Origin of the sequence: Actinomadura sp. 7K534 (assembly GCF_004348575.1) — a bacterium.
GTDB classification, from domain to species: Bacteria; Actinomycetota; Actinomycetes; order Streptosporangiales; family Streptosporangiaceae; genus Spirillospora; species Spirillospora livida.
In genome coordinates this window covers 1-16,884 of record NZ_SMKB01000158.1, presented here as the reverse complement: position 1 = coordinate 16,884, position 16,884 = coordinate 1, and the positions used below count along the sequence as shown (strand labels likewise).

17 protein-coding genes, 1 tRNA gene and 1 pseudogene are annotated in these 16,884 nt (G+C 71.6%); 13 read left to right on the top strand and 6 right to left on the bottom strand.

Translation table 11 applies throughout. The features are described 5' to 3' along the window. Positions 1-321: 321 nt before the first annotated feature. On the bottom strand, positions 322-1,386 hold the full coding sequence (locus E1266_RS25745) for a hypothetical protein (protein WP_243718871.1): 1,065 nt from the start codon (positions 1,384-1,386) through the stop codon (positions 322-324). Positions 1,387-1,761: 375 nt separating this feature from the next. Between E1266_RS25745 and E1266_RS25740 the strand changes: the two genes are divergently transcribed. From E1266_RS25740 to E1266_RS25725, 4 genes and pseudogenes are all read left to right on the top strand, one after another. Continuing rightward, positions 1,762-2,133, top strand: coding sequence for an NADH-quinone oxidoreductase subunit A (locus E1266_RS25740; RefSeq protein WP_132051206.1), 372 nt, complete (start codon positions 1,762-1,764; stop codon positions 2,131-2,133). A gap of 120 nt (positions 2,134-2,253) precedes the next feature. After that, positions 2,254-2,697 (top strand): annotated as a pseudogene (locus E1266_RS39570) (NADH-quinone oxidoreductase subunit B family protein); the annotation flags it as partial. Between the two features lie 647 nt (positions 2,698-3,344). Then, entirely contained in the window at positions 3,345-3,914 is a 570-nt protein-coding gene (locus E1266_RS25730; RefSeq protein ID WP_243718869.1) for an NADH-quinone oxidoreductase subunit C, read from the top strand. After that, the gene (locus tag E1266_RS25725) at positions 3,907-4,860 is read left to right on the top strand and encodes a complex I subunit 1 family protein (protein ID WP_132051204.1); all 954 of its coding nucleotides are present in this window, start codon (positions 3,907-3,909) and stop codon (positions 4,858-4,860) included. The genes E1266_RS25730 and E1266_RS25725 overlap by 8 nt, the downstream gene beginning before the upstream one ends. Positions 4,861-4,878: 18 nt before the next feature. Here E1266_RS25725 and E1266_RS39565 read toward each other — a convergent pair whose 3' ends face one another. Next, positions 4,879-5,541 carry a helix-hairpin-helix domain-containing protein gene (locus E1266_RS39565; protein WP_243718873.1) on the bottom strand — a complete coding sequence of 221 codons (663 nt, stop codon included), beginning with the start codon at positions 5,539-5,541 and terminating at the stop codon, positions 4,879-4,881. A 401-nt stretch (positions 5,542-5,942) separates the two neighbouring features. Here E1266_RS39565 and E1266_RS25715 point away from each other — a divergent pair, with 401 nt between their 5' ends. From E1266_RS25715 to htpX, 7 genes are all read left to right on the top strand, one after another. Continuing rightward, positions 5,943-6,389 carry a 4Fe-4S binding protein gene (locus E1266_RS25715; protein ID WP_243718867.1) on the top strand — a complete coding sequence of 149 codons (447 nt, stop codon included), beginning with the start codon at positions 5,943-5,945 and terminating at the stop codon, positions 6,387-6,389. Between the two features lie 103 nt (positions 6,390-6,492). Then, positions 6,493-7,068, top strand: coding sequence for an NADH-quinone oxidoreductase subunit J (locus tag E1266_RS25710; protein ID WP_132051200.1), 576 nt, complete (start codon positions 6,493-6,495; stop codon positions 7,066-7,068). Then, entirely contained in the window at positions 7,068-7,451 is a 384-nt protein-coding gene (nuoK, locus tag E1266_RS25705) for an NADH-quinone oxidoreductase subunit NuoK (RefSeq protein WP_132051198.1), read from the top strand. Before E1266_RS25710 ends, nuoK begins: the two co-directional genes overlap by 1 nt. Then, on the top strand, positions 7,448-9,313 hold the full coding sequence (locus tag E1266_RS25700) for an NADH-quinone oxidoreductase subunit L (protein WP_243718866.1): 1,866 nt from the start codon (positions 7,448-7,450) through the stop codon (positions 9,311-9,313). The genes nuoK and E1266_RS25700 overlap by 4 nt, the downstream gene beginning before the upstream one ends. Next, positions 9,310-10,818, top strand: coding sequence for an NADH-quinone oxidoreductase subunit M (locus E1266_RS25695; RefSeq protein WP_347876745.1), 1,509 nt, complete (start codon positions 9,310-9,312; stop codon positions 10,816-10,818). The genes E1266_RS25700 and E1266_RS25695 overlap by 4 nt, the downstream gene beginning before the upstream one ends. Continuing rightward, a complete protein-coding gene (locus E1266_RS25690; protein ID WP_132051196.1) occupies positions 10,818-12,308 on the top strand; it encodes an NADH-quinone oxidoreductase subunit N in 1,491 nt (496 codons plus the stop codon). The genes E1266_RS25695 and E1266_RS25690 overlap by 1 nt, the downstream gene beginning before the upstream one ends. Before the next feature lie 66 nt (positions 12,309-12,374). Further along, on the top strand, positions 12,375-13,229 hold the full coding sequence (gene htpX / locus E1266_RS25685) for a zinc metalloprotease HtpX (protein ID WP_207945910.1): 855 nt from the start codon (positions 12,375-12,377) through the stop codon (positions 13,227-13,229). On the opposite strand, the gene map is transcribed toward htpX, so the two are convergent. Next, on the bottom strand, positions 13,226-13,993 hold the full coding sequence (gene map / locus E1266_RS25680) for a type I methionyl aminopeptidase (RefSeq protein WP_132051192.1): 768 nt from the start codon (positions 13,991-13,993) through the stop codon (positions 13,226-13,228). The genes htpX and map overlap by 4 nt on opposite strands. A gap of 34 nt (positions 13,994-14,027) precedes the next feature. Between map and E1266_RS25675 the strand changes: the two genes are divergently transcribed. Continuing rightward, positions 14,028-14,303 (top strand): helix-turn-helix transcriptional regulator, encoded by a 276-nt coding sequence (locus tag E1266_RS25675; RefSeq protein WP_132051190.1) that lies wholly within the window; start codon positions 14,028-14,030, stop codon positions 14,301-14,303. A gap of 45 nt (positions 14,304-14,348) precedes the next feature. On the opposite strand, the gene E1266_RS25670 is transcribed toward E1266_RS25675, so the two are convergent. Next, positions 14,349-14,837: a YajQ family cyclic di-GMP-binding protein gene (locus E1266_RS25670; RefSeq protein ID WP_132051188.1), complete on the bottom strand. Its 489-nt coding sequence runs from the start codon at positions 14,835-14,837 to the stop codon at positions 14,349-14,351. A 128-nt stretch (positions 14,838-14,965) separates the two neighbouring features. Between E1266_RS25670 and E1266_RS25665 the strand changes: the two genes are divergently transcribed. After that, a tRNA-Tyr gene (locus E1266_RS25665) sits at positions 14,966-15,047 on the top strand. A gap of 140 nt (positions 15,048-15,187) precedes the next feature. Here the strand turns inward: E1266_RS25665 and E1266_RS25660 are convergent. Together E1266_RS25660 and E1266_RS25655 are read right to left on the bottom strand one after the other, a co-directional pair. Then, a complete protein-coding gene (locus tag E1266_RS25660) occupies positions 15,188-16,558 on the bottom strand; it encodes a tyrosine-type recombinase/integrase (RefSeq protein ID WP_132051186.1) in 1,371 nt (456 codons plus the stop codon). A 1-nt stretch (position 16,559) separates the two neighbouring features. Further along, positions 16,560-16,772, bottom strand: a complete 213-nt coding sequence (locus tag E1266_RS25655; protein ID WP_132051184.1) for a helix-turn-helix domain-containing protein — start codon at positions 16,770-16,772, stop codon at positions 16,560-16,562. Positions 16,773-16,884: the final 112 nt, after the last annotated feature.

Below are 16,884 nucleotides of genomic sequence, written 5' to 3'. Positions count from 1 at the left end.
GCTGTGTATAAGAGACAGGGGTGGAGGAGGCCGTCGGTGACGGGTCGTCCTTTTCAGGGCTCACTCTGGCTCACTCTGCTCACTTCGGGGGCCGGGTTCGGCCCGACCGTCAGGGACAAAGCAAGGAATCTGCGGGTGCCCTCCAGAGGGTGCCGACGGGGTCGCGGACGTTCCGCCGATCGGGAAACGGCCGCCGGACCCCTATGGGGCGTTCCCTGAAGCATAAAGGGGCCCGGCGGCGCTTCCTCCTGGTTCGGGGGAAAGCGCCGCCGGGCCGCCAGAGGCGGCGGGATCAGCGCCGGGGGCGCCTCACCTGCGGCCTCACTCGCTGTCGAGTCCGTTCTGCAGCGCCTGGACCTCTTCGGAGGTGGCGCCGATCACCTTGTAGTCGGCGTGCTTGTAGAACGTGCCGCCGGTGCTCCTGGCCCAGCTCGCCCAAGCGGAGCTGGAGACGCGGCAGCTCGCCCACTGCGGGCTCGAGCTGGTGATGGTGATGGTCGCGGTGCAGTTGCCGAGGTCCCGGCCGGTCAGCGAACCGGCGGTGATGCGGAACCGCACGTCGATGGTGACGGGCGTCTCCGCGTCGTACGGCGGGTTGATCTTGGCTTCGACGGTGCAGCCGGACGAGCTGTTGCAGCCGCCCTTCTTCCACTCGGCGACCCGCGGCTGGGCGGAGGCGTTGAAGGAGTCCTTCAGCTCGCTCATGCTCGTGCGCATGCCGGAGATGACGGACGAGGCCTCGCTGGAGCCCTTGGGGGTGACGTCCACGCGGACGCGCGGGGTCGTCGCCTCGTACCGCAGCAGCTCGGCGTCGTCCTCGTCGGTGATGTAGATCGTGGACGAGAACGTGCTGAACTTCAGGGCCTTCTTGCCCTGCCAGCGGGTCTCGATCGGCTTGACGCTGGACGTCCGCGCCGCGCGGATCCTGCTCGCCAGCGCCGTCGGCGACAGCTGCGACTTGAAGTCGATGTTCAGCTCGTCATGGTCCATGCGGCCCCACTGCTCGCCGCTCTTGAGGAAGAACGGCTCGTCGCCCGAGATCTCCCGCTCCCAGTACGACTTGTCGGCCTTCACGAACAGCTTGCCGTCGGCCGCGAGCAACGTGACCCTGGAGCCGTTCCAGGTGACCGGCCCGGTGGCGCGGCCGCCCTTGGTGACGTTCAGCTCGCCCCGCAGCGTCCCGGCACCGCCGAAGGTGCCGTCGAGCTCGACGGCCTCCGCGGTCGACATGTTGCTCGCCGCGGCCGTCAGCTTCTCCTCGGGGGACTTGCCGCCGCTCGCGGTCGCGACGATCACGATGACCCCGATGAGCAGCAGCACGACGAGGCCGCCGCCGAGGATCGCGGCGATCACCACCCCGCCCCCGCCGCGCTTCGGCGGCGGCATGCCCGGGCCCATGGGGCTGCCCGGGGGCGGCGGGAAGAAGGGAGGAGGCGTTCCGGAGCCGCCGAAACCGCCGGGCGGGGGCGGCGGTGGCGCGCCCGGTCCGCCGGGAGGCGATCCGGGACCACCGGGACCCGGCCCGCCCGGACCCGCGGGCGGCGGGGGAGGCGGCCAGGATGCGCCGCCCGGAGACTCCCATCCCGGTGGAGGCGGGGGGTTGCTCATCTGGTCACGTCCTTCCAGGTCAACTGACCTCAATGCGTACCTAGTGTGCAGCAAAACCATGACATTGTGATCCTCCGGGGCGGAGGTACAAGGTCACACTCCCGTGACGCTGTCTCGGGGGATACTGGATCAGACGCACACGAGGAGGATTTGGTGCATAACTATTTCGACACATATGTCGTCGTGGTCGTACTGCTCCTCGTGGGCGCCGGGATCGTCGCCGGCGGGCTCGGCGCGAACCGCGCGCTGCGTCCGAACCGCCCCACGGCGGAGAAGCTGACGACCTACGAATGCGGCGTCGACCCCGTCGGGGAGGGCTGGGCGCATTCGTACGTGCGCTACTACGTCTTCGCCTACCTGTACGTCGTGTTCGCCGTGGACGCGGTTTTCCTCTTCCCTTGGGCAACGATCTTCTCCGAGCCCGGTTACGGTGCGACGACGCTCGGGGAAATGTTCGTCTTCCTCGGGTTCCTCGCCACCGGGCTCGCGTACGCGGCGAAGAAGGGCGTCCTCTCCTGGGTCTGAACCGGCGGTCCGGGGCCGAACCGGGGACGATCCCGGCTCCGGCCCTGTAACCGGATCCCGCGGGACTGTAACAATGCTCCCGTGGGCACTGTCGATCTACCGCCGCCGAGCGTCGGGCCGCTGTCGCGGCTGGCGCCGAAGCCGATCAAGTTCGTGCTCAACTGGGGCCGCCGCTACTCGCTGTGGGTCTTCAACTTCGGCCTGGCCTGCTGCGCCATCGAGTTCATCGCGACGTCCATGGCCCGCCACGACTTCATCCGGCTCGGCGTCATCCCGTTCGCGCCCGGTCCCCGGCAGGCCGACCTCATGGTCGTCTCCGGCACGGTCAGCGACAAGATGGCGCCGGCGATCCGCCGCCTGTACGAGCAGATGCCCGAGCCGAAGTACGTCATCTCGTTCGGCGCCTGCTCCAACTGCGGCGGACCGTACTGGGACTCGTACTGCGTGACCAAGGGCGTGGACCAGATCGTCCCGGTCGACGTGTACGTCCCCGGCTGCCCGCCCCGTCCCGAGGCGCTGCTGCACGGCATCGTCCACCTCCAGGAGAAGATCGCGGGCGAGTCGCTCGGCGACCGCTACAACGGCGGCGAGCCGATGTCGCCGCCGCCCCCGCCGCGCCCGCTGGAGGCGACGGTCCTGCGCCGCCCCATCCAGCCGCCGCCCCCCGCCGACCTGGACGAGGAGGAGACGTTCGGGCACTGGAACGTCATGGCGGACGAGGCCGACCGGGCCGGAGCGGGGCCGGAGGACGCGACCATGCCCGTCCAGCACCTCGGGGACGCGCCGGAACCCGCCGCCCGGCCCGAGGCGAGCGACGAACCGCCGGTCCGCCCGGACGAGGACGAGACGCGCCCCGTCTCCGTGGTCGAGGAGCCGCCGGGCCCCGCCGACGAGACCCTGCCCGTTCCGACCGTCGACGATCAGCCCGCGGAGGGCGCGCACCCGGACGACGAGACGCGCCCGGTCCCCGTGGTCGAAGAGCCGCCGGGCCCCGCCGACGAGACCCTGCCCGTTCCGGCCGTCGAGGACGAGCCTTCGCAGGGTGCGCACCCGGACGACGAGACGCGCCCCGTCCCCGTGGTCGACGAGCGGCCCCCGGCGGAGGGGAACGCGCGGCCCGGCCGGCGTGCCCGCGACAGGTCCGAGCACGACCCGTCGATCATCCCCGGCCTGGCCGACGACGGGCACGACGACCAGATCGGACGCGACCGGTGACCGGTGAACCGGCCGGCGGCCCCGACCTGACCGGCGCCTGGACCGGCCGCTTCGGCGACGAGATCAGCACCGAGGAGACGTTCGGCGGCCTCGCCGTCGGGGTGCCGCCGGAGTACTGGCTGGACGCCCTGACGTTCGCCCGCGACGACCTGTCCTGCGGGTTCTTCGACTGGCTGACCGGGGTCGACGAGCTGGACGAGGGCTTCGCCGTCGTCGTCCACGTGTACTCGCTCGAACACCGCCACCATCTGCTCGTCCGCACCCGCGTCCCGCGGCGGGCCCCGGTGCTGGCGACCGCCACGGGCGTCTACCGCGGCGCCGAGTGGCACGAGCGCGAGACCGCCGAGATGTTCGGCATCCTCTTCGAGGGCCACCCGAACCTGGTGCCGCTGCTCCTCCCGGACGGCTTCGAGGGGCATCCGCTCCGCAAGGACTTCGTGCTCGCCTCCCGCGTCGCGAAGGCGTGGCCGGGCGCCAAGGAACCGGGCGAGTCCGGCCACGGCGCGCCCAGCCGCCGCCGCGTCCGACCGCCCGGAGTGCCGGACGACTGGGGACCCGATGCTTGAGATCGTCGTCAAGCTGGCCCTGGTGGCCGCCGCGTTCGCGTTCCTCCCGCTCCTGGTGGGGCAGGCGGAGCACAAGGTCATGGCGCACATGCAGGGCCGTCTCGGCCCCATGTACGCGGGCGCCTTCCACGGCTGGGCGCAGCTCGTCGCCGACGGGGTGAAGTTCGCGCAGAAGGAGGACGTGGTCCCGCGCGACGCCGACCGCTGGGTGTTCAAGCTCGCACCGGGCGTCGCGCTCGTCCCGTACCTGCTCGTCCTGCTGGTGATCCCGGTCGGCCCGGACGGGCAGGTCGCGCTCGACCTCGGCCCCGGGGTCTTCTTCGCGCTCGCCGTGATGGGCGTCGGCGTGATCGGCGCGATCATGGCGGGCTGGGCGAGCGCGAACAAGTACTCGCTGCTCGGCGGGATGCGCGTCGCGGCCCAGCTGATGTCCTACGAGCTGCCGATGGTGTTCGCGGCGTCGTCGGTGGCGATGGCCGCCGGCACGCTTTCGCTGACCGGCATCGTGGACGAGTGGCGCTGGTGGTGGCTGCCCTGGCAGGCGGTCGGCGGCGTCGTGTTCTTCGTCGCGGGCCTCGCCGAGCTGCGCCGCCCGCCGTTCGACATGCCGGTCGCCGACTCCGAGATCATCTTCGGCCCGTACACCGAGTACGGCGGGCTGCGGTTCGCGCTGTTCATCCTGTCGGAGTACGCCGGGATCGTGGTGCTCTGCGCGCTGACGACCGTGCTGTTCCTCGGCGGCTGGAAGGGGCCGTTCCTCGACACCGAGCTCGGCTGGCTGTGGACGCTGCTCAAGGTGTTCGCGCTGGCGTTCTGCGTCATCTGGCTGCGGGTGAGCTACCCGCGCATGCGCGAGGACCAGCTCCAGAAGCTCGCCTGGGCGTGGCTCGTGCCGCTCTCGCTGGCGCAGCTCGCGCTGACGGGCGTCCTCAAGGTCGCGCTCTGAGGCGGGAGCCGCCTCGCCTCACCGCAGGAAGATCGTGTACTCGGCCATCTGGGGGAGGGCGTCGGGCGGGATGTCGGCGTCCACCGCCATCTCCTCGGCGGACATGAAGCCGCCCTGCTCCTCGCGGCGGCGGACGACGCGCTCCACCATCTCGGGCGTCATGCCGGGCAGCGCGGCGAGGATCTCCGGCGGCGCGTGGTTGACGTCCACGAGGCCGCCGTCGTCGTAGGTGCGGGGGACGTCGGGGCGGCCGATGCGCAGCTCGCGGGCGAGCGCCGGGTCCTCGGCGGCGAGCGCGCGGGCCTCCTCGCGCAGCGAGCGGCGGTACTTGGCGACCTCGATGGCGTGCTGGTTGCGCCGGTTGCGCGGGATGTCGCGGGGGAAGACCGACGACCTGACGGCGAACGCGTGCCCGGTGCCCGCGATCCACAGCAGCATCGCCAGGAACGCGCCGATGACGGCGAAGACCGGGTTGCCGGCCTGCAGCAGCGTCAGGACGGTGGCCGTGCCGACGCCGTACCCGGCGGCGACGGCGCCGAGGCTCCACGACCTGCGCCGGACGGCCGCGTAGCAGAACGAGAACGGCGTCCCGTAGCCGAGGGTGACGAACGGCACGGCCGCCCAGACGACGCTGCGCGCGGTCTCCTGGGACGGCCCAGGGGCGGGCGGAACCGGACGCACGGGCGCAAGCGGCGGAACGGGCGGAACCGGCGGGCCCGGAAAGGGCGGACGCCAGCCGGGCGGGCCGAACGCCCTGCCGGGGGCCGGCCGCGGCGCCGGGCCGTGCGGGGGAAGGTGCCCCCGCGCGTGGTCGCCGCGCGGATCACGCGGACGGTGGTGCGGCACGGGATCATCGGGGCGGTCTGCGCGCTGATTCACATGCCCTCCCGACCGCGAACACGCCGTTGACCATGAGGTCCACACCTTGTAGGACGGATGGGGCGCCCGCCGCGTTCCCCCCGCGCCGATCGTGCGCAATCATGGGGCGCGTGGGACGGCTACCAGGAGGCGGGCTGGCCAAGGGGCTGGCGGTCACGTTGCGAACGATGACGCGGCGTTCCATAACGCGTCAATACCCGGAAGTGCAACCCGATCTGCCGCCGCGCAGCCGCGGAGTCATCGCGCTCTTCGAGGAGAACTGCACCGTCTGCATGCTGTGCGCGCGCGAGTGCCCCGACTGGTGCATCTACATCGACTCGCACAAGGAGACCCTCCCGGCCGAGGGCGGCGGCCGGGCCCGGACCCGCAACGTCCTCGACCGGTTCGCCATCGACTTCGCCCTGTGCATGTACTGCGGCATCTGCATCGAGGTCTGCCCGTTCGACGCGCTGTTCTGGTCGCCGGAGTTCGAGTACGCCGAGTACGACATCGCGGAGCTGACGCACGAGAAGGAGCGGCTGCGGGAGTGGATGTGGACGGTCCCGCCGCCGCAGGCCCACGACCCGGCCGCCGAGCCGCCCAAGGAAGTCGGCGCCGCGGAGAAGGCCGCGGCCCGCGCGGCCCGCAAGCCCCCCGGGAGCGCAGAATGAGCGAAGCGAACCGGGGGGCGTGGGGGGGTCGCCCCCCACAGGAGGCGCGCATGAGCGAAGCGAACCGGGGGGCGTGGGGGGTCGCCCCCCACAGGAGGCGCGCATGAGCGGCCAGGAGGTCGTCTTCGCGCTGCTCGGCGTCGTCGCCGTCGGGTCGGCCGTCCTGGTCGTGACGACGCGGCGGCTGGTGCACGCGGCGCTGTGGCTGGTCGTGTCGTTCGGTGCGCTCGCCGGCGGCTACCTCGTCCTCACCGCGGAGTTCGTCGCCTGGGTGCAGGTGCTCATCTACGTCGGCGCGATCGTCGTGCTGCTGCTGTTCGGCATCATGCTGACGCGGGCGCCGATCGGGGAGTCCGCCGACCTGGACTCCGGCAACCGGTGGGCCGCGGCGGCCGTCGCCGTCGCCACCGCCGCCGTCCTCGTGACGGTCGTGGTCATGGGGTTCGGGGACGAGCGCATCGCGCTGGAGGCGGGCGGCGGTTCGGCCGAGGCGCTCGGCGCGAGCGTGTTCCGGACGTGGGTGCTGCCCTTCGAGATCCTGTCGGTGCTGCTGCTGGCGTCGCTCGTCGGCGCGATCGTGCTGTCGCGGTCCGACATCCGCGCGCGGCCGGAGACCCGCGCCCGGTCCGAGGAGCGGGAACCGGAACGCGGCGACGCGGGCGAGGAGGACGGCGTCTGATGCATCTCGCCTACCCGACGGTCGTCGCCGCGCTGCTGTTCTCCGTCGGCGTGTACGGGGTGCTGGCACGGCGCAACGCGATCCTCGTCCTGATGTCGGTCGAGCTGATGCTGAACGCGGTGAACCTCAACCTCGTCACGTTCGACATCTGGCTGCGGGACCCGTTGCACGGCGGCCAGGTCCTCACGTTGTTCACGATCGTGATCGCCGCGGCGGAGATCGGGCTGGGGCTGGCGATCGTCCTGCTGGTGTTCCGCAACCGGCGGAACGTCGACGTCGACCGGCTCCGCGCGCTGTCGGAGCGCGCGGACGGTCCCGATGGGGACGGGGAGACGCCCGCCGAGCCCGAAGAGGCCGTGCCGGCCGAGGAGGCCCGCCCGTGATCGTGCTGGCCTCGCTGGTCGCGCTGCTGCCCTTCCTCGCCGCGTTCGCCGGGATGCTGTTCGGCCCGTCCCTGACCCGGCTCCTCGGCGGCCGTTCCGGCGGCCGGGTGCCGCCGCTGCGGAACGGGCCCGCCCTCATCGCGTGCGCGCCGATCGCGGTGTCGCTCGTCCTCGCGGCGGTCGTCGCGTACACCGTGTGGCGCGACCCCGGCGAGCGCACCGGGATGCTCACCGTGATCGAGACCGGTTCGGTGCCGATCCGGGTCGGGCTCCAGGTGGACGGGCTGTCCGCCGTCGTCGCGCTCATGGTGTGCTGCGTAGCGCTCGCCGTCCAGGTGTACTCGGTCGCCTACCTGGAGGGGGACCGCCGCTACTCCTCCTACGCCGCCTTCGTCTCGCTCTTCACGGCGGCGATGCTGCTGGTCGTCTACTCCGGTGACCTCCTCGTCCTGTACGCGGGGTGGGAGGTCATGGGGATCTGCTCGTACTTCCTCATCGGCCACCACTGGGAGGACCGGGCGAACTCGCGGGCGGCGGTGAAGGCGTTCCTCGTCACGCGGCTCGGCGACGTCGGCTTCCTGATCGGCGTGCTGGTCCTCGGCGTCGGCGCGGGCACGTTCGAGATCCGGGAGATCGTCCGGGCCGCCGCGGACCTGCCGGGCAGCACGGTGACTGCGGCCGCGCTGCTGCTCCTGGCGGGGGTCGCGGGCAAGAGCGCCCAGTTCCCGCTGCACACCTGGCTGCCGGACGCGATGGCGGGCCCGACGCCGATCAGCGCCCTCATCCACGCGGCGACGATGGTCGCGGCCGGCGTCTACGTCGTCGCCCGGGTGTTCCCGGTGTTCGAGGCGGCCCCCGCCGCGCTGGCCGTCCTCGGGATCGCCGCGGTGGTCTCCATGGTCGGCGCGGCGTGCGCGGCGCTCGCGCAGGACGACCTGAAACGCGTGCTGGCCTACTCGACGATCAGCCAGCTCGCCGTGATGGCCGCCGGCCTCGCGGTCGGCGGCGAGTCCCCGGCGATCTTCCACCTGCTCGCGCACGGGGCGTTCAAGGCGCTGCTGTTCCTCGCCGCCGGGTGCGTCATCGTCGTCGCCGGGTCGAACATGCTGGCCCACTACGGCGGGCTCCGGCACGGCATGCCCATCACGTTCTGGTCGATGACGGTCGGCCTCGCCGCGCTCGCGGGCGTCCCGCCGCTCAGCGGCTGGTTCAGCAAGGACTCCGTCATCGAGGCCGCGCAGCACACCGCGATCCACGGCGGCGAGGTCGCGGGAGCCGTGGCGTGGCTGGTGTACCTGGGGCTGCTGCTGACCGTCGCGCTGACGGCCGCGTACGCGACGCGCACGTGGCTGATGACGTTCTTCGGGGAGCCGCGCGGGTCGTACGAGATCCGCGAACCGTCGAAGTTCATGTCGTACACGGTCGCGGCCCTGGCCGTCCCCGCCGCGATCCTCGGCTTCCTCGGGCTCGGGGCGGCGGAACTGCGTCCGCATGCAGGCCCGGCTCTGCTGAGCGTCGTGCTGCTCGCGGTGGGCGCGGGCGGTGCCTTCCTCTTGTGGAACCGCGACCCTGCCCTGGATCCCGCGCGCGCGCTCGGGCCGGTCCGCCCCGTCTTCGCGCGGGCGTTCTTCGTGGACGAGTTCTACGACGCGGCGATCGTCCGGCCCGTCCGGGCGGCGGCGCGGTACGTCGTCGTCCTCGACCGCAGCCGGGTGGACGCCGCCGTCACCGGCACCGGGCGCGGCGCGCTCCGCCTCGGCGAACGGCTCCGCGTCCCGCAGAACGGCAACGCGCAGTCCTACCTCACCGGCCTGCTCGCCGGCGTCGTCGTCATCGTGGCCGGGGTGGTGATCCTCCTGTGATCTTCGTGCTGATGCTGGCGATACCGCTGGCGGGGGCGCTGGCGATGCTCCTCCCGGCGAACCGGTTCCTGCGCACCGACTTCGCCGTCCGCGCCTTCGGCACCGCCGTGTCCGGCGCGACGCTGCTCGTCGCGGTCTCCGCGCTGACCGCCTTCGACTTCGGCGCCACGTCCCGGATGCAGCTCGAAGTCGACCGGCAGTGGGCGCCCGCGATCGGGCTGAAGTTCCACCTCGGCGCCGACGGGATCTCGCTGCCGCTGGTCGCGCTGACCGCGCTGCTGACGTTCCTGTGCTTCCTCTACACGCTGCGGCACCCGCCGGAAGGCGGCCGGATCCGGCTGCTCACCGCGATGCTGCTCGTCCTCGAAGTCGGGATGCTCGGCACGTTCGTCGCCCTCGACCTCGTGCTGTTCTTCGTGTTCTTCGAGACCGTCCTGATCCCCATGTACGTGGTGATCATGCTGTGGGGCGGGGCGGGACGCCGCGAGGCCGCCTACAAGTTCATCCTCTACACGCTGCTCGGCTCCGGCTTCCTCCTCGCCGGGATGCTGCTCGTCGGCGCCACCGCGGGCACCCTCGACATGACCGAGCTGGCCGCCCGGCACGGGGCCGGCCTGACGCGCGGCGTCCAGCTCACCGCGTTCGCCCTCATGGGGATCGGGTTCGCGGTCAAGGCGCCGATGTGGCCGCTGCACACCTGGCTGCCGGACGCGCACACCGCCGCCCCGACCGTCGGGTCCGTCCTGCTCGCCGGGGTCCTGCTGAAGATGGGCACCTACGGGCTCGTCCGCGTCGCGCTGCCGCTCGCCCCCGAGGGGGCCCGCTTCTGGGCGCCGTGGCTCGGGCTCCTCGCCGTCATCGGCATCGTCTACGGCGCGCTCGCCTGCCTCGCCCAGCGCGACCTCAAACGGATGATCGCGTTCTCGTCCGTCGGGCACATGGGCTTCGTGCTGCTCGGCATCGCGACGCTCACCCCCGTCGGCGTCAACGCGGCGCTGTTCGGCAACATCGCGCACGGCCTGATCACCGGCCTGCTGTTCTTCCTCGCCGGGTCGGTCAAGGACCGCTGGGGCACCACCGACATGGACGCCCTCGGCGGCGGGATGCTGGGCACGTCCCCGCGCCTCGCGTCGATCCTGACGTTCGCGTCCGTCGCCTCGCTCGGGCTTCCGGGCCTCGCCGGGTTCTGGGGCGAGATGCTGGCGCTGCTCGGCGCGTACCGGCCGCACGCCGGCCTCCCCCGGGAGACGTTCGTGACGTTCATGGTCGTCGCGGCGCTCGGCGCGCTGCTGACCGCCGCCTACTTCCTGCGCATGCTCGCCAAGCTCACCCACGGCCCGGCGGACGGCGCCGCCGAAGCCCGCGTCCCCGCGGCGGCGGTGTCCCTGCAGGAGTACGCCGCCTGGACGCCGCTGATCGCGCTCACGCTGCTGGTCGGCCTGTGGCCGAAGACCCTGCTGGACGTCACCACCGGTCCCGTCCGCGCGCTGTTCGGAGGCGGCTGATGATCCAGAGCATCGACTACGCGGCGGTCGCGCCGCCGCTGATCCTCGCGATCGCCGCGATCGGGCTGCTGCTCGCCGACGCCTTCGAGGTGCCGCGCCGCCTGCTGTCCCTGCTCAGCGGCGGCGCCCTCGCCGCCGCGCTCATCGCCGTCGCGGCGCTCGCGGCCGGGGACCGCCGCGCCACGTTCTGCCTGCCGGACGGCCTGCGCGGCGACGGCCCCGCCTCCTGCTCCTACGTCGCCGACGACTTCACGCTCCTGTTCCAGGGCATCGTGCTGGCCGCCGCCCTGGTCGTCGTGCTGCTCTCGCTGCAGGAGATCACCGACTCGAAGATGCCCGCCGGCGAGTACCACTTCCTGCTGCTCGCCGCCGTCATCGGCGCGCTGACCCTCGTCGCCGCCCGCGACCTCGTCCTGCTCCTCGTCGCGCTGGAGACGCTGTCGCTGCCGGTGTTCGCGCTCACCGCCCTGCGCCGCTACGACGGGACGGCGTCCGAGGCCGCGCTGAAGCTGTTCCTCGTCTCCGTGGTCTCCACCGCGATCATGCTGTTCGGGATCAGCCTCCTGTACGGCGCGACCGGCGCCATGCACCTCGACCGCCTCGCCCCCGCCCTCGCGGACCTCCCGTCCGGCCTGGACGCCGTCGCGGCCACCGGGTCCGTGCTCGTCCTCGCGGGGTTCGCGTTCAAGGTCGCCGCCGTCCCGTTCCACTTCTGGGCGCCGGACGTCTACCAGGGGTCCCCGCTTCCCGTCGCCGCGTTCCTGTCCGTCGTCTCCAAGGCCGCCGGGTTCGCCGGGCTCCTGATCGTCGTGGCCCTCGGGCTACCCGCGTACGGGCACGTGTGGGGGCCGGTCATCGCCGTCCTCGCCGCCGTCACGATGACGCTCGGGAACCTCCTCGCGCTGCGGCAGCGGACCGCGATCCGGCTGCTCGCCTGGTCTTCGGTCGCCCAGTCCGGCTACATGCTCGCGCCCCTCGCGGTCGGCACCAACCGGCTCCCCGAGGCCGTCGCCGCCACCACCGCCTACGTCGCCCTCTACGCCGTCATGAACCTCGGCGCGTTCGCCGTCGTGATCGGTTTCCGCCGCCGTACCGCGGGGCGGCTCAGCCCGTCCTGGGACACCCTCGACGACTTCCGCGGCCTCGCCCGCCGCAGCCCCGCCGTCGCCGCCGCCCTCGCGTTCTTCCTCATCTGCCTCGCCGGGCTGCCGCCGGGCGTCATGGGGCTGTTCGCGAAGGTCGTCGTGTTCCGCGCCACCGTCGCGGGCGGCGTCACCTGGCTGGCCGCCGTCATGGCCGTCAACACGGTGATCGGCCTGTACTACTACCTGGTGTGGGCCGCGAAGCTCTTCGCGCCGGCGCCCGGGCCGTCCTACGACCCCGCGCCGGGACTGCCCGTCCGCGCCGCCATCACCGCCACCGCCGCCGGCGCCGTCGTCCTTTCGGTGGCGCCCCAGATCGTCCTGCAGACGGTCGGCCACGCCACATAGGCGGGAACGTTGACCCAGGTCAAACCGTTGATGTTCATGGCCGGAGTCGACGGGGAGGCAACGGAAGTGCAGTTCAACGGTGTCAAGACCGCGGCGCTCATCGGCGCGCTGTCGGCATTGATGCTCGCCGCCGGCTGGGCCATCGGCGGCGGTACCGGGCTGACGATCGCGCTGGTCGTCGCGTTCGGCACCAACGGGTTCGCCTACGCCTTCAGCGACCGGATCGCCCTGCGCTCCATGCGCGCCCACCCGGTCAGCGAGGTCGAGGCGCCGCGGCTGTACCGGCTCGTCCGGGAACTCGCGAACTCCGCCCACCAGCCCATGCCGCGCCTGTACGTCTCGGAGACCCGCCAGCCGAACGCGTTCGCCACCGGCCGCAACCCGCGCAACGCCGCCGTCTGCTGCACCCGCGGCATCCTGCACATCCTGGACGAACGGGAACTCCGGGCCGTCCTCGGTCATGAGCTGTCGCACGTCTACAACCGCGACATCCTCATCGCGTCCGTGGCCGCCGCGATCGCCACCGTCATCACCTACCTGTCCCACCTGGCGATCTTCATCCCGCTCGGCCGCGCCGAGGACGACGACGGCCCCGGCCTCCTCGGCGCGCTGCTGATGCTCGTCCTCGGCCCGGTCGCCGCCGCCGTCGTGCAGATGGCGATCAGCCGCACCCGCGAGTACTCCGCCGACGCCGCCGGCGCCCGCCTCACCGGCGACCCCCTCGCGCTCGCCTCCGCGCTCCGCAAGATCGACGCCGGCACCCGCGCGATGCCGCTGCCGCAGGACCCCGAACTCGCCACCACCAGCTCCCTGATGATCGCCAACCCGTTCGCCGGCGCCGGGATCGGCAAGCTCTTCTCCACGCACCCGCCGACGGCCGACCGCATCGCCCGCCTGGAGCGCATGGCCGGCCGCCGCTAGAGCGCCGTCAGGACCACCGGCCCGTCCGCGGTGACCGCGATCGAGTGCTCGAAATGCGCCGCGCGGCTCCCGTCGGCCGTCACGACCGACCACCCGTCCGGGAGGATGCCGGTCTCGTCCCGCCCGCTCTCGGTCACCAGCGGCTCGATGGCGATCGTCAGGCCCTCCCTGAGCCTCATCCCGCGCCCGGGCCGCCCCTTGTTCGGCACCGGCGGGTCCTCGTGCATCTCCGTCCCGATGCCGTGCCCGCCGGACCCGTCCGCGATCCCGTACCCCGCCTCACGGGCCGTGCCCTCGATCGCCGCCGCGACGTCCCCCATCCGGTTCCCGGGCACGGCCGCCGCGATGGCCCGCTCCAGGGCGAGCCGCGTCGTCTCGATGAGCCGCGTGCCGCCCTCGTCGGGCGTCCCCACCATGAACGACACCGCCGCGTCCCCGCAGTAGCCCCCGACCGTCGCACCGGCGTCGACCGTCACGAGGTCGCCGTCCCTGAGCACCCCGCCCGCCGGTATCCCGTGCACCACCACGTCGTTGACCGAGACGCAGATGTTCGCCGGATACGGCATCGGAGCCCAGCTCGGCTTGTAGTGCAGGAACGGCGACGTCGCCTGATGCTCCTTGAGCGTCCGCGCGGCCACCGCGTCCAACTCGGCGAGCGGCACACCGGGCTCGGCCGCCGCCCGCACGTCCCGCAGGATCCGGGCCACGACCCGTCCCGCCTCCCGCATGCGCTCCCACTCCCGCGGAGTTCGGTAGTTCACCATGCGAAGATACTAATACCAGTATTACAATCCTCGCATGGTTCGAACCCCGCTAACCGAGGAGCAGCGCGACCGAGGCCGGGCCCTGGGCCAGGTGCTCCGCGCCGCCCGCGGCCCCCGCAGCGCCGCCGCCGTCGCCCAGGAGGCCGGCATCTCCCTTGACACGCTCCGCAAGATCGAACGCGGCGCCATCGCGGCCCCGGCGTTCTTCACCGTCGCGTCCCTGGCCCGCGCCCTGGACCTCGACCTGACGGCCCTCGCCCGAACTCTCCACGAATTCGACCGAACCATCGAGGACGCGGCCGCGTCATAACAAAGCGCCGGCCCCTTCTGCGGGGGATGGGGCCGGCGCACTCGACTACCGGTAGTTGACGAACTGCAGCGCCACGTCCAGGTCCTTGCTCTTGAGCAGCGCGATGACGTCCTGCAGGTCGTCCTTCTTCTTCGAGCTGACCCGCAGCTCGTCCCCCTGGATCTGGGCCTTGATCCCCTTCGGCCCCTCATCCCGGATGATCTTGCCGATCTTCTTCGCGTCCTCCTGCGCGATGCCCTCCTTCAGCCCCACGCCCAGCCGGTACAGCTTCCCGGACAGCTTCGGCTCCCCGGGGTCGATCGCCTTCAGCGAGATCCCCCGCTTCACCAGCTTGTCCTTCAGCACGTCGAGCACGGCGTTGGCCCGCTCCTCCGTGTTCGCCTGGATCTCGATCGACTCACCCGACCACTTGATCCCCGCGTCCACGTTCCGGAAGTCGAACCGGTTGGCCACCTCCTTGGCGGCCTGGTTCAACGCGTTGTCGACCTCTTGCCGGTCGAGCTTCGACACGACGTCAAAAGAGCTGTCCGCCATCGCGCACACATCCCCTCAGCAGCAACTTTCGCGGTCCACCGAGCTTAGCGATCAAGCCCGCGCCCCGATGTCACACCCACTCCCACCGTCCGCTATTCTTTCCAGTGCCGCCGCGCAAGCGACGCCAAGGCGGGTTGCCCGAGTGGCCAATGGGAGCGGACTGTAAATCCGTCGGCTTAGCCTACGCAGGTTCGAACCCTGCACCCGCCACACCATACAGAACGGCCCCTGACCAGCTTCAACGCTGTCAGGGGCCGTTCTCGTCCGTCCCGATAGGTCCCGACTGTTCCCGGTGATCGCCGGGTGTTCACGGGACAGCCACGGGACGCGGTGTGCGGGCCGTGACCTCCCTAGCCGTCGTCCTTAAGAGCGTCCTCGATACGGCCGTTCCACATCTGCTCATGGCCGTCGATACACCCGGCGTAGACCCGTAGCAGCACGTCAACGCCATGGCCAGCGCGGCGGGCGACCTCCGGGGCAGGGACACCGGCGTTCAGGGCGAGCGTGACGCCGCTGTGGCGAAGGTCGTACGGCCGTCCGGCGAGCGGAGAGGCCACCTGCGCGGGCGTGAGCGCCTTCTCTCGGGCCAGTTGCCAGACGCGCCCGTAAACGCTCTCGGAGAGCGGCCCACCGCGCCCACCAGAGAACAGACGGCCGTCCGGCGCCGTCCCGTGCTCGTCCAGGTGGCGACGCAGCAGCCGGACGAGTTCCGGCGGGATCGGGACGGGGCGAGCGATCTTCTTGGCCCGGTGCTTCAATTGCCGTTCCTCGTGGCTCGTCCCGGCGTCCGTCCATTCCGAGCCGACACGGGGCGAGTTACCGGTGAGCAAGAGCTGACCCCACCCTGATCGCGGTAGGTCGATGCAGTCGCTCCTACGCAAGACCTTCGCCTCGCCGGGCCGCATGTAGGCGTAGTACAGGCAGCCGTAGAACGCCGTGAGTTCGGGCCGCTTCGCCCGAACGGCGTCCAGGAGCGCCCGAACCTGCCGAGGGCGGGCTACTACGTTCCGGTTGACCTCCTCGGCGATAGCCGGGGCTTTCCAGGCCACGCGGTCGATGGGGTTCGCCGGCAAGATGTCGAGTTCTACGGCGTAGTTGAGCGTGCCGTAGAAGATCGCTCGCTTCCTGGCGACTGTCTTCGCCGCGGCGGGCGTGCCATCCATCTTGAGCGCGATCGTGTCGAGTGCCGAGCGGATGAGCTGGGACCGTTGCTCCTTCTCGTTGAGGGTCACGACTCGCAACGAGTTGTCCCGAAGCCACTTGAGCGCGGCGGCTTCCTGGCCGGTGAGCCTCGTGGTCTCGCGGCGAACCTTGTGGAAGGCCCAGCCGTACAGGGCGGCGCGTAGAACCTTGTCGTCCGGCTTCCCGCGCTGGGTGGCCACCAGGACCGGCGTGACGGTCGCAAGCGCGTCGGCGATGCCTGTTCGGGACTTGGCCGCAGCGTGCGGCCATTTGAGATCAACGAATCGGCACGCGAGGTCGTACCAGGTGACCGAAAGTTGGGCGCGGACCATGGACTCGGGTAGGCCCGTGTCCGTGTCGAAGCCTTCACCCTTCCTCGCGGCCTGCATGAGCTTGGACCGGTAGTTGTCGGCCAGCGCCCGTTCAGTGAACCACTTCGAGGATTCCTTGCCGGCCACCGTCCAGCGGACGCCGTGGCCTCGCTTGCGGTTCTTCTTCTTGGCCAGCCCCCAAATGCTGACGTCGTGGGAGTAGGCCATTTCAGACCGTCCCCGCAACCTCGGCGCGCGTCGACAGCCACGCGTCCAGGTCGTTGCGGTGAACGCGGATGCGCCCGTTCGGCAGCTTGATGCACTTCGGGGCCGTGCCGAGCGTGCGCCAGGTGTCGAAGGTGCTACGGGACACGCGGAGTTCGGCGAGCACTTCGGCGAGCGTGAGCAGGTTGGGCGGTGAAGAGGGTTTCCGAGCGGCCATTCTGGGGGGTTCCTTCCTGGACGTGATCGGTTGGTCTGGCTGTCGCCGGCGGCGTGCTTGGTGGTCTGTGCGCCGGTAACGGTGTGTGAGGAGATTCGGGGCGGTGGCGGGG

Bases quoted from the DNA above. Each gene is read 5' to 3' on its own strand.
- E1266_RS25745 (WP_243718871.1), bottom strand. From the start codon at position 1,386: ATGCCGCCGCCGAAGCGCGGCGGGGGCGGGGTGGTGATCGCCGCGATC.
- E1266_RS25725 (WP_132051204.1), top strand. From the start codon at position 3,907: ATGCTTGAGATCGTCGTCAAGCTGGCCCTGGTGGCCGCCGCGTTCGCG.
- E1266_RS25710 (WP_132051200.1), top strand. From the start codon at position 6,493: ATGAGCGGCCAGGAGGTCGTCTTCGCGCTGCTCGGCGTCGTCGCCGTC.
- nuoK (WP_132051198.1), top strand. From the start codon at position 7,068: ATGCATCTCGCCTACCCGACGGTCGTCGCCGCGCTGCTGTTCTCCGTC.
- E1266_RS25690 (WP_132051196.1), top strand. From the start codon at position 10,818: ATGATCCAGAGCATCGACTACGCGGCGGTCGCGCCGCCGCTGATCCTC.
- map (WP_132051192.1), bottom strand. From the start codon at position 13,993: ATGGTGAACTACCGAACTCCGCGGGAGTGGGAGCGCATGCGGGAGGCG.
- E1266_RS25675 (WP_132051190.1), top strand. From the start codon at position 14,028: ATGGTTCGAACCCCGCTAACCGAGGAGCAGCGCGACCGAGGCCGGGCC.
- E1266_RS25670 (WP_132051188.1), bottom strand. From the start codon at position 14,837: ATGGCGGACAGCTCTTTTGACGTCGTGTCGAAGCTCGACCGGCAAGAG.
- E1266_RS25660 (WP_132051186.1), bottom strand. From the start codon at position 16,558: ATGGCCTACTCCCACGACGTCAGCATTTGGGGGCTGGCCAAGAAGAAG.
- E1266_RS25655 (WP_132051184.1), bottom strand. From the start codon at position 16,772: ATGGCCGCTCGGAAACCCTCTTCACCGCCCAACCTGCTCACGCTCGCC.